At 67.9% G+C, this 13996-nt stretch carries 17 protein-coding genes; 8 read left to right on the top strand and 9 right to left on the bottom strand.

Annotated elements, in window-relative coordinates; translation table 11 throughout:
- Positions 1-234 precede the first annotated feature (234 nt).
- A complete protein-coding gene (gene trmFO, locus MLE42_RS15635; RefSeq protein WP_420843106.1) occupies positions 235-1581 on the top strand; it encodes a methylenetetrahydrofolate--tRNA-(uracil(54)-C(5))-methyltransferase (FADH(2)-oxidizing) TrmFO in 1347 nt (448 codons plus the stop codon).
- Complete coding sequence (locus MLE42_RS15640) at positions 1578-2909, top strand: hypothetical protein (RefSeq protein WP_243288780.1); 1332 nt, start codon at positions 1578-1580, stop codon at positions 2907-2909. The genes trmFO and MLE42_RS15640 overlap by 4 nt, the downstream gene beginning before the upstream one ends.
- Positions 2910-2911: 2 nt before the next feature.
- On the opposite strand, the gene MLE42_RS15645 is transcribed toward MLE42_RS15640, so the two are convergent.
- The 4 genes from MLE42_RS15645 to MLE42_RS15660 form a co-directional block, all read right to left on the bottom strand.
- Entirely contained in the window at positions 2912-3169 is a 258-nt protein-coding gene (locus MLE42_RS15645) for a flagellar biosynthesis anti-sigma factor FlgM (protein WP_243288781.1), read from the bottom strand.
- Between the two features lie 46 nt (positions 3170-3215).
- Positions 3216-4109, bottom strand: a complete 894-nt coding sequence (prmC, locus tag MLE42_RS15650) for a peptide chain release factor N(5)-glutamine methyltransferase (RefSeq protein WP_243288782.1) — start codon at positions 4107-4109, stop codon at positions 3216-3218.
- A 146-nt stretch (positions 4110-4255) separates the two neighbouring features.
- The gene (locus tag MLE42_RS15655; protein WP_026852856.1) at positions 4256-4834 is read right to left on the bottom strand and encodes a FumA C-terminus/TtdB family hydratase beta subunit; all 579 of its coding nucleotides are present in this window, start codon (positions 4832-4834) and stop codon (positions 4256-4258) included.
- 21 nt (positions 4835-4855) lie between these two features.
- Positions 4856-5836, bottom strand: coding sequence for a fumarate hydratase (locus MLE42_RS15660; RefSeq protein WP_243288783.1), 981 nt, complete (start codon positions 5834-5836; stop codon positions 4856-4858).
- A 131-nt stretch (positions 5837-5967) separates the two neighbouring features.
- Here MLE42_RS15660 and MLE42_RS15665 point away from each other — a divergent pair, with 131 nt between their 5' ends.
- Together MLE42_RS15665 and MLE42_RS15670 are read left to right on the top strand one after the other, a co-directional pair.
- Positions 5968-6321 carry a DsrE/DsrF/TusD sulfur relay family protein gene (locus MLE42_RS15665; RefSeq protein WP_243288784.1) on the top strand — a complete coding sequence of 118 codons (354 nt, stop codon included), beginning with the start codon at positions 5968-5970 and terminating at the stop codon, positions 6319-6321.
- A 128-nt stretch (positions 6322-6449) separates the two neighbouring features.
- Positions 6450-6620: a bacterioferritin-associated ferredoxin gene (locus tag MLE42_RS15670; protein WP_243288785.1), complete on the top strand. Its 171-nt coding sequence runs from the start codon at positions 6450-6452 to the stop codon at positions 6618-6620.
- A gap of 3 nt (positions 6621-6623) precedes the next feature.
- Here MLE42_RS15670 and holA read toward each other — a convergent pair whose 3' ends face one another.
- Genes holA through hpt form a run of 3 tightly spaced genes read right to left on the bottom strand, consistent with a single transcriptional unit; the run spans position 6624 to position 8729 of the window.
- A complete protein-coding gene (gene holA / locus MLE42_RS15675; protein WP_243288786.1) occupies positions 6624-7643 on the bottom strand; it encodes a DNA polymerase III subunit delta in 1020 nt (339 codons plus the stop codon).
- Positions 7643-8200 (bottom strand): LPS assembly lipoprotein LptE, encoded by a 558-nt coding sequence (gene lptE, locus MLE42_RS15680; RefSeq protein ID WP_243288787.1) that lies wholly within the window; start codon positions 8198-8200, stop codon positions 7643-7645. Before lptE ends, holA begins: the two co-directional genes overlap by 1 nt.
- Before the next feature lie 7 nt (positions 8201-8207).
- Positions 8208-8729 carry a hypoxanthine phosphoribosyltransferase gene (gene hpt / locus MLE42_RS15685; protein WP_243288788.1) on the bottom strand — a complete coding sequence of 174 codons (522 nt, stop codon included), beginning with the start codon at positions 8727-8729 and terminating at the stop codon, positions 8208-8210.
- A 126-nt stretch (positions 8730-8855) separates the two neighbouring features.
- On the opposite strand from hpt, the gene MLE42_RS15690 reads away from it, so the two are divergent.
- The 3 genes from MLE42_RS15690 to MLE42_RS15700 are packed head-to-tail and all read left to right on the top strand — an operon-like array spanning position 8856 to position 10519.
- Entirely contained in the window at positions 8856-9503 is a 648-nt protein-coding gene (locus MLE42_RS15690; protein ID WP_243288789.1) for an RNA polymerase sigma factor, read from the top strand.
- The gene (locus MLE42_RS15695; RefSeq protein WP_243288790.1) at positions 9500-10006 is read left to right on the top strand and encodes a hypothetical protein; all 507 of its coding nucleotides are present in this window, start codon (positions 9500-9502) and stop codon (positions 10004-10006) included. The genes MLE42_RS15690 and MLE42_RS15695 overlap by 4 nt, the downstream gene beginning before the upstream one ends.
- A 3-nt stretch (positions 10007-10009) precedes the next feature.
- Complete coding sequence (locus MLE42_RS15700) at positions 10010-10519, top strand: hypothetical protein (protein ID WP_243288791.1); 510 nt, start codon at positions 10010-10012, stop codon at positions 10517-10519.
- Here the strand turns inward: MLE42_RS15700 and MLE42_RS15705 are convergent, their stop codons facing one another.
- The gene (locus MLE42_RS15705) at positions 10520-12247 is read right to left on the bottom strand and encodes a ribonuclease J (protein ID WP_243288792.1); all 1728 of its coding nucleotides are present in this window, start codon (positions 12245-12247) and stop codon (positions 10520-10522) included.
- Positions 12247-13056, bottom strand: a complete 810-nt coding sequence (gene rsmA, locus MLE42_RS15710; protein WP_338029977.1) for a 16S rRNA (adenine(1518)-N(6)/adenine(1519)-N(6))-dimethyltransferase RsmA — start codon at positions 13054-13056, stop codon at positions 12247-12249. The genes MLE42_RS15705 and rsmA overlap by 1 nt, the downstream gene beginning before the upstream one ends.
- Positions 13057-13240: 184 nt before the next feature.
- Here rsmA and MLE42_RS15715 point away from each other — a divergent pair, with 184 nt between their 5' ends.
- A complete protein-coding gene (locus MLE42_RS15715; protein WP_243288794.1) occupies positions 13241-13945 on the top strand; it encodes a prepilin-type N-terminal cleavage/methylation domain-containing protein in 705 nt (234 codons plus the stop codon).
- Positions 13946-13996: the final 51 nt, after the last annotated feature.

The following is a 13996-nucleotide window of genomic DNA, read 5'->3' on the forward strand; positions in this document are numbered from 1 at the left end:
CTCAAAGGCTTCCTATCTTCTATCCGGTTTTCAAAGACGCCCACCGCGTTTCTACACGGTCCAGAAGAACCTTCCAGCCCTTCCCGGCACTCCGCAGCCTCAACTGCGCAGGACATTCAGACTAACACCCCAGACCGAAAGCGCAAGAGGAATTTTCACGGGGACACCTGGAATCCGTTGGGGCCAGCCGGAATGCGCCGATCCCTGCCGTAGAATCGAAGGCCGGGAGGGCGCGTGATTCATATCGTGGGGGCGGGTCTGGCCGGATCGGAAGCCGCATGGCAGCTGGCTTCGCGAGGGCACGACGTCCGTCTGACGGAAATGCGCCCCCGTTGGGCAACCCCGGCCCATACGACCGATCGGGCCGCGGAGATGGTCTGCTCCAACTCCTTCAAGAGCGACGACCCGGATTCGGCCACAGGCATCCTGAAGGCCGAAATGCGGCGCATGGACTCTCTCATCCTCCGCTGCGCCGAGACCACGCGCGTGCCCGCGGGGAACAGCCTGGCGGTGGACCGGGAGGCCTTCTCCCAATCCGTCACCGAGGCGCTGAAGTCGCACCCCCGCATCCAGTGGGAAGAGGCCCAGATCGTGGCCCCGGAAGCAGGCGTCCCGACCATCCTCGCCACCGGCCCACTGACCGCGGACCCGCTCGCGGACTGGCTTGCGCAGCACACAGGCACGACCCGGCTGCACTTCTACGACGCCATCGCACCGATCGTGGAGCGCCAGAGCATCGACATGGGCATCGCCTGGATGGCGGCCCGCTACGACAAGGGGGGCGCCGACTTCATCAACTGCCCTCTCGACAAGGCACAGTACGAGCGGTTCCTGGACGCCCTGCTCAGCGCCGAGCGCGTTCCCCTTCACGAGGTGGACACGCCCTATTTCGAGGCCTGCCTTCCCATCGAGGTCATGGCCGATCGCGGCCGGGAAACCCTGCGACACGGGCCCATGAAGCCCATGGGACTGGATGACCCGCGCACCGGGCGGTGGCCCCACGCCGTGGTCCAGCTCCGCCAGGACACCCTCGCAGGGGAGCTCTTCAACCTGGTGGGATTCCAGACCCGCCTGAAATGGGGCGCCCAGAAAGAGGTCTTCCGGCTGATCCCGGGCCTGGAAAACGCGGAGTTCGCCCGCTTCGGGAGCATCCACAGGAATACCTACGTGCAGGCCCCGGCGGTGCTCGATGCGACACTTGCTGTCAAATCCATCCCCGATCTCTGGATCGCCGGGCAGCTCTCCGGCGTCGAGGGCTACCTGGAATCCGCCGCGGGCGGCCTCGCCGCCGCATTCGCCACAGATCGAGCCGTGCGCGGCCTGGCCCCCATGCCGTTCCCGCCGGACACCATGCTCGGCAGCTTGCTGCACTACCTGGCCCACGCCTCCAGCGTGGATTTCGGACCGACCAACGCCATGCTGGGGTTGCTGCCGCCGCTCCCCGAGGGCCTCCTGGACCTGCGCACCCTCAAACGCGCGGGTGGGACCCGGGCCGTGAAGTCCGCCAAGGGCCGTGCCCATCGGGAGCGGGCGCTCCATTCACTGGAACAGCATCTGATCCTCGCCGGAGGCCTGCCATGAAGCGACCCGCCCTCGCCCTGGGGGCCGCCACCCTGATCCTCGCCTTCGGAAGCGGGGCCTGGTGGCTGACCCGCCGGGCCCCGGGATCCCCGCCCCAGGAAGAGGCCCTGGAGCCCTTCCGTTCCGAGCCGATGCGCGTCGGCCAGCTCATTGACCTCCAGCCTCCGTCCATGCCCCTCAGGAGTGTCCGATGGACTCTGCCCCTCCCGGGGGGCGTGGCCGTGGCCCAGATCCTGACCCAGACCGGCCGGCAGCAGGCGGTGCTCTTCCAGCAGGGCGTGCCTGGCCCGGTCTTCTCCCTGCCGGAGCCTCCGGGCGTGCCCGATGGATTCTTCCGGTTCGCGGACCTGGCAGATGCGGCCCTGGCGCCGGATGACGCCCTGGTCCTGCTCTACCGCAGCTCGACGGACCCCGCCTCGCCATCGCTGGTCCTGGCCTGCGACCTGCATTCCCAGCAAATCCGTTGGTCCCTCCGCGCGCCCGGCGAGCACCTGGCCTTGTCCGAGGACCACCGCAGCGTGTTCCTCTTCGGAGCCTCGACACCCGTGGGCATCCTCGAACTGGTCGGTCGTCCCGGCCAGCCGAAACCCGCCTCCACCTCGGTGGACCTTCCACCGGAGGTGAAGACGGTTTCCAACCTCCTCCCGGTCGGCCGCCGCGCCTTCGTGGTGGCCCATGACTCGGGACTCTCGACCTGGCGTGATGGAGCCTGGACCCACGTGCCGGCTCCGGCACCCTCGCCCCTCGGGTTTCCCCAGGGGCTTGGCAGGGTCGCCGGCGATGCGAAGGGCGGCTGGTGGCAGCCCGAACCTGGCGTGCTGATTCCCCTGGGCCCAGGCGCGAAACCCGGCCCATCGCGCGACCTGAAGGCCCTCCTTCCTGACCCATCGAGCCTGGATGCAAGCCTGCTCCAGCTGCTGGGCGAGGAACCAGACGGCCATCTGTGGTTCGGCTTGATGCGACCCACCCTTCCCGCGCCGGCTCCCATGCCGGATCCCACACCGGCCACGCCTCCTGCCCCGGACGATTCGGGCCAGGTTCTCCCGACACCCGCCCTCCCTCCGGCGACGACCGCCACCCTTCAGCCTTCGCGGGAAGACTGGGAGGCCTACCTCGGCAAGGGACTGGATCGCCTGTACCTATGGAAACCCGGCGAGGAGCGCATGAAGGTGGTGTCCATCGCGGACGCCTGGAAACGGCTGACGCCGCCCCCGAGCGCCTCCGCCTTCCCCGGACTCGGGAACCTGCGTCCCGAGGCCGGAGCCCTGCTCTGTGGCGGCCCCGACCGCATCTGGTGGCTTCCGTTGAAGGCCCTCCGACCCCGGTGACCTCAGCGCCCCTGGAGCTTCCCCTGGGGTTTCTCGTTGGCTAGGTGCTCGCGGATCAGGCCTTCAGCCACCGCCCCCTCATCGGGATGATAGGTTCCCGCCTCCAACTGGCGCTTGAGGACCTTGAGCTTCTCGGCGCGCACATCCGGCGTCTCAGCCAGCACCTCGTGGGCCACTTCGACGAGATGGTCAGCGGTGGCATCCCCTGAGCCTGTGCCCTTGTGGCTGCCATCCTTGCGCGATCTGCCCTGGTTGCTCATGCGCTCGCCCCTTGACGGTGCCTTATCGGCACGCAGTTGCCCCAACTCAAGTGCCCGGTCCCATTTTTTTGGCTCCCGAGACGGCCGAGCGATCATCCGCGAGGCTCGATGCGCTCAAGGCCACGAGGATCCGGTCATGGCCGGCCAGATCCTGATGCACCATCGCCTTGGGCCATCCCACTCCCATCGCCCGCCGGCACAGCTCGCCGCCCTGGCCCGCCCCGATCTCCAGCAGGCAGGCCGATGCCTGGCGCACGCGGGCTTGTTCCAGCAGGCGGGTCGACAGAGCCAATCCCCGGTCCGGGGCGAAGAGGGCCGAAGCGGGCTCGAACGCCAGTTCCCGCTGGAGGCTCGGCTCGTCCGCGGGATCCACGTAGGGCAGGTTCGCCACCACCAGGCCCAGGGGATCGGGAACCGGATCCAGGAGGCTGCCCTCGAAGAAAGTCACGGGCGCGCCCAGGGCGGCGATGTTCTCCCGGGCCACCGCCAAGGCGCCGGGACTCAGATCCGAAGCGGACACCTGCCAATCCGTCTCCAGGGCCAGGCTCGCGGCGATGATGCCGCTGCCCGTACCCACATCCACGCATCGGCTCACCCCAAGACGCGTCCCCACGTCGAGGGCGGCCTCCACCAGCAGTTCGGTCTCGGGGCGCGGGATCAGCGTCTCCCGGGTGACCTTGAAGCGCCGGTCCCGGAAGAAGCACCATCCCAGGATGTAGGCCCAGGGTTCGCCCGTCCTCCGCCGGCGCACCCAGGTGCTCACCTGCGCGCGCACCTCGTCGGGCACAAGGTCGCCACCATGGGCGGCCATCCAGGACCGGGGGAGGCCCAGCCCCTCCTCGAACCAGCGGAGGCTTTCGGCATGGGCCTCTGCATGATCCAGGAACTCGGCCAAGGCGGCGCCCAGATCGAGGCGGAGCTGTCGGTACGTCTGGACCATCCCTCCAGCCTAGCCGCCTTCGCCCAACGATCCTTCCCCCATGCGCAGGGGCGGCATAAGAGGCCGTAACGAAATAGCCGGGAATGCACCGGCTATTTCGTTACGGCCCCTAAGCGCGGGAGGGATGGTTCCAGAATGCTCGACGCTCAGGCCATCAAGGCCTTGGCACGCTCCTGGCTCTGCTGGGCGACGATCTCGTGGAGGCTGCCGCCGTGGCTGTCCATGGTGACCACCAGCGGGAAATCCTCCACCTCGATGATCCAGAAGGCTTCCGGGCTGCCGAACTCCTCCAGCATCTTCACGTCCACCACGCGCTTGCAGCGCTCGGCCAGCAGGCTGCCGGCCCCGCCCGTGGCGTGGAGGTAGACGGCCCCGGTCTTCTGGAGGCCCTCACTGGTCTTCTTGCCCATGCCGCCCTTGCCGATGACGCCGCGGACCTTGTAGGTCTCGATGACGTCGGCCTGGTAGGGCTCCTCGCGGATGGAGGTGGTGGGCCCGGCCGCCACGAAGCTGTAGTGGCCGTCCTCGTGCTTCTTCACGACGGGGCCGCAGTGGTAGATGACCATGTTCTCGAGGATGGGCTTCAGCCACTCGGGCTTCTGCTCCTTCATGTACTTGTGGCCCATGTCGCGGCTGAGGACGACGCGGCCGTTGAGCAGCACTTCGTCGCCGACCTTGAGCTGGCGGATCTGGTCTTCGGTGATGGGGGTGGTGAGACGGATCATGTTGGGCCTCGTCGTCGCGGATCAGTCGAAGGACACTTCGCCGTTGGTCTTGAGCGTGATCGAGCCCCGGCGGCTGCTCCAGCACATGTAGCTGATGGAGACGTAGAAGCTGGCCGGATGGCGGTACATCTCCTCGGCCATGACGCCCAGCACGGTGGTGTTGCCGCCGTAGCCCATGGGACCGATGCCCAGGGTGTTGAGATCGGCGGTGATCTCCTTCTCGAAGGCGTCCATCTTGGGATCGGGGTTCGAGGTGCCGAGCTTGCGGAGGATCAGCTCCTTGCTCTTCTCGTAGCTGCTGACGCGGTCCCCGCCGATGGCCACGCCAAGGATGCCGGGGCTGCAGCCCTGGCCCTGGGCCTTCACCACGGCGTCGATGATGCACTTGCGCACGCCCTTGATGTCGCGGCCCGCGCCGATGGCGGCGTCCGGCAGGCGGTACTGGGCGCCCACGTTCTCGCAGCCCCCGCCCTTCTGCATGACGGCGATCTCGACTTCCGGCTTGTCCCACTCCTCGAAGTGGACGGCCGGGTGGCCCTCATGGAAGGGATCCATGTTGGTGCCTGTGTTCTTGCCGCTGAGGGCCTCCACGCAGTTGGGGCGCAGCCAGGAGCGCTTGGTGGCCTCCGCCACGGCCGCCCGGATCTGCTGCTTGGCGGCCCGCTGGCTCAAGCCGAAGGGGTGGCGCACCCAGACGATGATGGTGCCCGTGTCCTGGCAGAGGGGCGTCACGTGGCCATCCGCGAGGATGATGTTGCGCACCATGTCGTTCAAGGTGTTGAAGGCCCGGCTGCCCTCTTCTTCGGCGTCGCGGCCCTTCACGAGGGCGTCGATCACGTCCTGTGGCAGGCGGCTGGTGCTGCGGCGGAGCAGTTCCAGCATGGGCAGGGTGAGATCCAGGGACTTGAGGTCCTTGAGATTGGGCTTCCACCCGGCGGGCAGCACGGACTTGGACGCCACCACCTCGTTGGAGGTCAGGGTGGGAATGACGCATTCGGACATGGGCCCTCCGGAATCCAGACCCCCATCATCCGCCCGCCGAAGCCGAGTCTCAAGTGATCAATGCCCGGTTCCCCTGCCACCGGCGTGGAACCCCTCTCCAGGTATCCTGGGGCCTCGTCCGCGGGGCCACCATGAGCAAGATCCTCTTCATCCTCAACGATCCTCCCTACGGCACCGAGCGCAGCTACAACGGACTGCGCCTGGCGGGGGCCACCGCCAAGCGTGAGGGTGCCGACGTGCGCGTCTTCCTCATGGGTGACGCCGCTGCCTGCGCCAAGAGAGGCCAGAAGACTCCTGATGGATACTACAACCTGGAGCGCATGCTGAAGGGTGTCACCACCCGCCACGGCCTCGTCGGCGTCTGCGGCACCTGCATGGACGCCAGGGGCCTCACCCAGGCTGAGCTGGCCGAGGACTGCCGGCGGAGCACCCTGGAGGAACTGGCCGACTGGACGCTGTGGGCGGACCAGGTGCTGGTCTTCTAGGCACCGCTATGGGAGCTGCGGGCGAACCCCGATTCTGCGCGTGTTGCGGCGGATCCGAAGCCCCGGCCCCGAAGGGGGCGGAGGCGACCCCGCTCCTCTGCTACTGCTTCGGCCACAGCCTGGAGAGCTTGCGCGCGGAGTGGGAGGCCACCGGTCGCCTGGATTCGGTGGAGACCATCCGAAGCGCCGTGAGGGAGGGTCGCTGCCGGTGCGAGACCCTGAATCCTTCCGGAGCCTGCTGCCTGGGGGACGTGCTGAGGGCCGCCCAGGCCATCCGGGTCGGGGGCTCGCTGCGCTGAAGGTCAGCGTCCCCAGGCCCGGCACAGGGCGAGGGTGAGGTCCAGCAGGGGCGCTTCGCTCCGGGAGATGGCCAGGCCCTTGAGGTCCCGCTCGCACTGGTTCAGGCGGCCCAGCAGGGCCCGTACGCCCTTTGGCTTCAGCTTGTCGAAGGCGCCACGGTAGCCATCCATCAGGAAGCCCTGCTTGGGGGAAAGTCCCAGGGCGGCCGTCAGCTCGGATCCCTTGAGCCCCGCCGCCTGGGCTTCGGCATACCGCAGCAGGCGGTCCACCTCTCGGCGCGCCTGGCCGAGCAGCATCAAGGGCTCGTCCCCGTCTTCCAGGGCCATGCGGAGGGCCCTCAGGGCTCCGGCCGCGTCCCCCTTCTGCCAGGCGCCGGACCAGGCGAAGGCCTTCTGCTCTGCCAGCCGGAAGGTCACCTGGTCCACCATGGCCTCGGTCACCCGCCGGTCCTCCGCCAACAGATCCAGCACTTCCAGGGCCCGCTTGAGCAGGCCGGGTTTCCCGCCCTGGCGCTGGGCCAGCAGGGTGGCGGCCGCCCCCTGGAGGGACAGGCCCAGGCGCCGGGCCTCGACCTCGATGAACCCGGGGATCTCGGCGGCCTCCAGGGCCCCCACCTTGAGGATGCGTCCTGCCTTGGCCCAGTCCGTCCAAGGTTTGGCGCCCAGGGCCTTGCCCGGGGCGGCCGGCAGGGTGGTCCAGGCCACCAGCAGCAGGTTCACGCCCTGGGGGGGCTTCTCGAGGAGGGTTTTCACCGCCCCTGGCAGATCCTTCGCCCGGGCGAAGAGGTTGTCCGCGGCGGGGACGACCACCGTGCGGGCCTCGGCCCCCAGGGGGGCGGCTTCCTGGAGGGCGGCCACCACCTCGGCCCAGGGACACCCCTCGGTGCAGATCGTCAGCGTGAAGTCGGCCCACTCCGGGTCCACGTGCCGGGCCTTCCAGTCCTCCACGGCCTTCCGCCGTCCGTCGCCATCCTCGCCGTGGACCAGGGCGAAGGCGTGGTCCACCCAGGCCGGGGCCGCCATCAGTCCGTGCCTTCCAGCAGCTGGGTGAGGAAGCTCTCGGCGAAGTCGTCCGCCAGACTCTCGAGCACCTGGAGCTCCCGGCTGTCGAAGCTGGCGAAGTTCTGGTCCACCCGGTACTGGTTCGAGAACGTCATGCCGCGCCGGGACAGCACCACCGCGCCGGTCTGGCCATCCAGCAACTCCACGCTGGCCACCACGGCCACCTCCACGCGGGAGGCAGACCCGGCGCTGGCTTTCAGCTTGTCATTGCCCAGGGACAGGCCCAGGGGCCGGGAGGTGTAGCCCTCCAGCGTGCCCTGGAGCACCCAGCGGGAAGGCTCGCCGGCTCCCACCAGACGCCAGGGGCTGGCCGCCACGATGCGGTTCTCCAGCGCCTTGGTGAAGCGGTCCTCCAGCCCCAGCCGGGGGGTCAGGTTGCGGAACCGCGCCAAGCGGATCGTCTCCCCCTGCTTCGCCCAGGCCACCGGCCGGGGCTGCCGGTCCAGGCGGTGGTACCCGCAGGCCAGGAAGACCACAAGCATCAGAGCGGAAAGGACAAAGCGGAACGCAGAGGGCACGGAGATCCTAGGGATGGTAGATGCCCACATAAGGCAGGTTGCGGAGTTTGCCGTCGAAGTCAAGGCCGTAGCCGACCACGAAGTGGTCCTCGATGGTGAAGCCGATGTAGTCCACGGGGACCTCGACCTTGCGGCGGCTGGGCTTGTCCAGGAGGGTGCAGATCTTGAGGCTGAGAGGCTCCCGGTCATGGAGCAGGTTGCGGACCTTGAAGAGGGTGAGGCCGGTGTCCACGATGTCCTCGACCACCAGGGCATGCCTCCCCTGGATGGAGCGGTCGAGGTCCTTGAGGATATGCACCTCGCCGGTGCTTTCCGTGCCCGCCCCGTAGCTGGACACCTGCATGAAGCTCACATCGATGTCCAAGTCCATGGCCCGCACGAGATCCGCGAAGAAGGGGAACACCCCGTTCAAGAGCCCGATCACCACCAGGTCCTGGCCCGCATAGTCCCTGGACAGCTGAGCCCCCAGTTCCTGGACCCGGGTCCGGATCTGCCCCTCCGTGAGCAGCGGGCTGATGCGATCGCGCATGGAAACTCCTGAAAGGGATGGGCTGGAACGACGTTCCGAGGTCATTTCCATTCAACCCCAGAAGGCCTTCCGGGGTCCATCCGATGACGGCGTATTTCTCCACGAACCCCGGCGCCGGAGACTACGATGATGGCGGTTGCCACCTTGAACGACCCCCTGATGCCCCAGCCGGCCCCCCGGGCCGTCGACCGGATCCCCGATCCGGCCTCGCCCTACCATACGCCGGAGGTGCTGGCCTGGGTGGAAGCCGCCCAGCAGGGCGACCAGGCCGCCTTCGCCAACCTGGTGCGTCTGTTCTCCCGGGACGTCTACGGCAAGGCCTTCTCCATCCTCAGGAACCACCAGGACGCCGACGACGTCGTGCAGGAGACCTTCATCCGGGTCTTCCGGGCCCTCCCGGGCTTCCGCTTCGAGTCTTCCTTCCGCACCTGGCTCATCACCATCGCCACACGTCAGGCCCTGAACTTCCGGGAACGGATGGCCCGCGAGCACGAGAGCCTCGATGGCCCGGAGGGCACGCTGGACCACCCCGCCCTTCGCGTCGAGGAAAGCCAGGTGGCCGCCTTCCTGGACCAGGAGGCCCGGCGCCTCCTGCACGAGGCCCTGCCCAAATTGCCCCGCCGCCAGAAGGAAGCTCTCACGCTGAAGCTGCAGCACGACTGGAAATACGAGCAGATCGCGGCGCAGATGGGCACCTCCGTGGGCAGCGTGAAGGCCCACATCTTCCATGCCATCCAGAACCTCACCCGCCATGTCAAAGGAGGCCGAGCATGACCGCCGAGCCCCTGCCCCTCCCCGAAGCCTGCGTCTCGACCCTGTCCGCCATCGAGACCACCCCTCTGGATCCCGGCGCCGCCGCGGAGGCCCACATGAAGTCCTGCACCGCCTGCGCCGAGGCCCGGATCCAATACCTGGCCCTGGAGGACAGCCCTGAGGTGCTGGTGCCCTCCGGCTACTTCGAGCGTCTCCCCGGCCGCATTCTCCGGAAGCTGCCCGTCCGTCCGGCCCTGCATCACCGACTGGGCCCCCTGGCCTGGGCTGCGGCGGCGGGCCTGCTCATGGCCGTGGGTGCCGGCGCTTTCCTGGCCGGGCGCGCGAACCGGACGCCCTACGTGGAGGCCAACCTGCCCCGGCAACCCGATATCCTCGAGGTCTCCACCACCGATACACCCTTCCACAACGGCGAGGAGGAGGCCGCCCAGGTGCAGGCCCTCAGTCCAGAGGAGATGAAGGCCCTCCTGGAGCGCCTGGATGCCGCTCCGGCGCCGACGAGGTGATGCATGTCCCGATCGACCCTTTTCCTGACCATCCTGCTGCTCGCCGGCCTGCCCATGTGGGCCCAGGCGGAGGACGATCGACCGCTGGTCCGCTTCCGCATGGAGCAGCTGCAGCAGACCGTCGGTCTTCCCGAGGATCAGGCCCGGGCCGTGGTGGAGCGCTGGTCCCGCTATGACCGCGAGCAGTTCGACAAGACCCAGCAGATCCAACAGATCCGTCGCAAGTTCAATGACATCCTCCTGGGACCCGGAACCGAGGACGAAAAGAACGCCAAGGTCCGGCCCCTCCTCGATCAGTTCGTGGAGCTGCGCCGCCAGCAGGCGGATCTCAAGTTCAAGTTCGAGGAGGACATCCGCGCCCGCCTGAGCCCCGCCCAGCAGGTCCGCCTCATCACCCACGTGGAGGAGATGCAGCGGCGCATGGTGGAAGCCCTGAGACAGGGCGGGGTGGCCGGTCGTCCGGGATTGCTGCGCCCCGGTCTGGGCGGCGGCATGCGGCGGGGAGGCCGCTGATCAGACTCCAGGAGCCTCGAGGACCACGGGGATGACCAGGGGCCGCGTCTGGGTGGTCTTGCGGATGACGCGTCGCAGGGCCAGGCGCAGGGTGTCCCGCAGCGCCTCGCCATCCTTCCGGATCTCCGGCGGCGCCTCCTCGTAGGTTTTCCGGGCCACACCCGCCAGCAGCTCCGTGTAGGCCTCGTCATCGGACAGCACCACGAAGCCACGGCTGAGGATGGTGGGATCGGCCACAAGGTCGCCAGTTTGCGGGTCCACCAGCAGGGTGGCGAACACCACGCCATCCTCCTGGAGGATGAGGCGGTCCTTCACCACGCGGGCATCCACCATGTGGTCCACGCCCTCGCTGACGAAGCACTTGCCCACGGGGACGGCCCCGGGCATGTCCACGCGGTCCTCCCCGAACAGCCGCAGGCAGAGGCCGCCATCCAGCAGCGAGATGCGATCCGGGGCCCAGCCCAGCGAGGCGGCGAGCTTCCCGTGGGCCCGCAGGTTCCGATAGGTGCCGTGCACGGGCACCATCTGCGCGGGGCGCACGGCGCGGATGAGGTCCGCCAGCTCGTCGCGGCTGCCATGGCCCGAGGCATGCACGGGCCCCAGGCCCTCGAGCGACGTTTCGGCGCCGAGGCGCTCGGCCTCGTCCAGCATCCGCGAGATGGCCACCTCGTTGCCGGGGATGGCGCGGGCGCTCACCACCAGGCGGTCGCCGGGCTGGATGGGCAGGCCCTTCACCTCCCGGCGCAGCAGGCGCGCCAGGCCGCTCATGGGCTCGCCCTGGCTGCCGGTGCAGAGCACCAGCAGCTCGTCGGGATCGAACAGGTGGGCATCCTTCGGATCGGTGAGGAGATCGTCCGGCAGGGATAGGCGCTTCAGGGAGCGGGCCAGGGCCAGGTTCCGGTCGAGGCTGCGCCCCAGCAGCACCACCCGGCGCCGGAACTCGTAGGCCAGGTCGATCAGCGTCTGGAGCCGGTGGATGTTGGAGCTGAAGGTGGTGACGAAGAGCCGCCCCTTGGTCTGCTCGAACGCAGCTTCCAGGCCCTCCCGGCAGGCGGACTCCGACGGGGAGCGGCCCGGACGGCCCACGTTGGTCGAATCCGCCATGAGCAGGCGCACGCCGGCATCGCCCAAGGCCTTCAGACGGTCCATGCCCGTGTGGCGACCGTCGAGCGGGTCCGGATCGATCTTGAAATCGCCGGAGTGCACCAGCACACCCTGGGGGGTGTGAAGCACCAGGGCGCAGGCATCGGGGATGCTGTGGGTGACAGGAATCCACTCGGCCTCGATCTCGCCACCATCCTCATCATGGCCCACCTTCACGCGGCCGTAGTCCAGCACCGGGTGGAGCAGGCTGGGATCGATCCCGTGCTCGCGGAGCTTGCCCTCCACCAGGCCCAACGTGAAGGCCGTGCCGTACACGGGCACGGGCCAGCGGCGCAGGAAGTAGGGCAGCGCGCCGATGTGGTCTTCGTGGCCGTGGGTGAGCAGCACCGCCTGGAGCCGATCCGCGAAGGGCTCCAGGTAGGCGAAGTCCGGCACGATGGAATCGATGCCCGGCTGGTCGTCCGAGGGGAAGAGCTGGCCGCAGTCCACCAGGAAGAGGCTGCGGGCGCTATGCACCACCAGGGCGTTCATGCCGAACTCACCGAGCCCGCCGATGGGGATCAGCCGCAGCTCGTCGTCAGCAGGGACCTCGGTCCAGGTTGTGAATTCGGGCGCGACGGGCATCACGATGGGAACACCTCCGGGTGCGATTGGATGAGTTGGCGCGTGGCCATCAGCCACTCCGCGGGCGCGATGACTTCCGCGCGAAGCGCTGGAGCCAGTCCCACGCTCGAAAGGGTTTCCGCCGGAAGGAGGCCCTGCCAATTGTTCGCGAGGGTCTTCCGCCGGTGCCCGAAGGAGCGGTGCAGCACCGTGAGCAGGGCCCGGCGCTCGGCCAGGCTGGGGGCATCCGCCCTGGGGTCGAACTGCACCACGGCGGAATCCACCTTGGGAGCCGGGCGGAAGGAGCCGGGCCCCAGCTTCACCAGGCGGGTCAACCGCGCGCAGAGCTGCGCCAACACCGACAGCGGCCCGTAGGCCTTGGTGCCCGGCTCGCCCATGAGCTTCTGGGCCACCTCCAGCTGGAACATGAGCGCCATGCGATCCCAGGGGATGCCCTCCGTGAGCAGCCGCGCCAGGATCGGCGTCGCCGCGTTGTAGGGGAGGTTCCCCACCACGGACCAGGGGTCACCCTCCGGCAAGAGCAGCTGCACGGCATCGCCCTCCAGCAGATGGAAATGGGGCACGGCCGAGAAGCGTTCCCGCAGCAGGGCGCAGGCCTCCGGATCCAGGTCCACCGCCCACAGGGGCCGGCCGTCCGCCAGCAGGCGCTCCGTCAGCACCCCGGGACCCGGCCCGATCTCCAACAGCCGCGGCGCCTTGGAACCCAGCGCCGCCCCCACGATGGTGGCGATGGCCCCCTCGTTCACCAGAAAGTTCTGACCGAGCCGCTTTTTTGCCCGGAGTCTCGGAAGCTGGGCGGATTCGGACACGATTCAGGTTAACACGGGGATCTTTCGATCCATGGCGGCCGCGAACAGTGTGTATTCTTTTTATACACACCCTCAACCAAGCGTGAATCCCGAGGACTCGCTCTCGACACAAGCGCTCAATTAAATAGATTTAATAAAACAGAGGCTTCCGGCCACACTCACCTACCATTCCTTCGAGGCGCCTATGGACCCCATTTCCAATCATCGTTCTCCAATCCGAGGATATTCCCTCATCGAGCTGATTGTGGTGCTCGCCATCATTGGGGTACTGGCTCTGGCAAGCATTTCCTCGCTTGGACCCAAGTCCCCTAAAGCGACCCGTGCGGTCCTCCTGGATCTGAGAAATGCCCTTCAGAATGCCCGGCAATCCGCCATTTCCAGCGGCAAGACCGTGCGGATCCGACTCGAGAACGTCTCCGGCCAATGGCAATTCAGGGCCATGGACACCTCCCTTGCGGAAGCCAACGCGATCGCGACGTTCTTTTCCGATACCCTGCCCCTGAAGCCCCTGACCTACTGCTCTCTGGCCACGGCCTTTCAGGACCTCCCGACGACTTCCACGGCGGTCACCTCCTTATCTCCCGCGAATTCATATGGTTTCGGGGCCTCCGCCGTGGCTGGGGCCTGGACACAATGCCTCACGGGCTCCTCGCAGTATGGATTCAGCCCCACCGGCTCCACGGTCCAGCTCGCGGGGCCCTCGCCCAATCCGACGGTCAGCGTCGCGAATGGAGGTTTCTGGGTGGGGGTGGTCGGCACCACACCGAACACCAGCGGGGTGCCTTACGGCGTCGTCCTCGTGACGGAACAGGGACAGATCGTCACCTACTACAAGGGAGACTCCCAGTTGGATGACACCCCTGAGAACAAATGGAAACGTTTGGAGTAGAGAAAATGAACAACCCCCGACCCTCACGTTCAGCGCACGCATCGGCTCAGG

It is taken from the genome of Geothrix terrae (assembly GCF_022808775.1).
GTDB classification, from domain to species: Bacteria; Acidobacteriota; Holophagae; order Holophagales; family Holophagaceae; genus Geothrix; species Geothrix terrae.

Coding starts and splice junctions, on each gene's coding strand:
- MLE42_RS15640 (WP_243288780.1), top strand. CDS start 1,578: ATGAAGCGACCCGCCCTCGCCCTGGGGGCCGCCACCCTGATCCTCGCC.
- MLE42_RS15645 (WP_243288781.1), bottom strand. CDS start 3,169: ATGAGCAACCAGGGCAGATCGCGCAAGGATGGCAGCCACAAGGGCACA.
- prmC (WP_243288782.1), bottom strand. CDS start 4,109: ATGGTCCAGACGTACCGACAGCTCCGCCTCGATCTGGGCGCCGCCTTG.
- MLE42_RS15655 (WP_026852856.1), bottom strand. CDS start 4,834: ATGATCCGTCTCACCACCCCCATCACCGAAGACCAGATCCGCCAGCTC.
- MLE42_RS15660 (WP_243288783.1), bottom strand. CDS start 5,836: ATGTCCGAATGCGTCATTCCCACCCTGACCTCCAACGAGGTGGTGGCG.
- MLE42_RS15665 (WP_243288784.1), top strand. CDS start 5,968: ATGAGCAAGATCCTCTTCATCCTCAACGATCCTCCCTACGGCACCGAG.
- holA (WP_243288786.1), bottom strand. CDS start 7,643: ATGGCGGCCCCGGCCTGGGTGGACCACGCCTTCGCCCTGGTCCACGGC.
- hpt (WP_243288788.1), bottom strand. CDS start 8,729: ATGCGCGATCGCATCAGCCCGCTGCTCACGGAGGGGCAGATCCGGACC.
- MLE42_RS15690 (WP_243288789.1), top strand. CDS start 8,856: ATGATGGCGGTTGCCACCTTGAACGACCCCCTGATGCCCCAGCCGGCC.
- MLE42_RS15695 (WP_243288790.1), top strand. CDS start 9,500: ATGACCGCCGAGCCCCTGCCCCTCCCCGAAGCCTGCGTCTCGACCCTG.
- MLE42_RS15700 (WP_243288791.1), top strand. CDS start 10,010: ATGTCCCGATCGACCCTTTTCCTGACCATCCTGCTGCTCGCCGGCCTG.
- MLE42_RS15705 (WP_243288792.1), bottom strand. CDS start 12,247: ATGCCCGTCGCGCCCGAATTCACAACCTGGACCGAGGTCCCTGCTGAC.
- MLE42_RS15715 (WP_243288794.1), top strand. CDS start 13,241: ATGGACCCCATTTCCAATCATCGTTCTCCAATCCGAGGATATTCCCTC.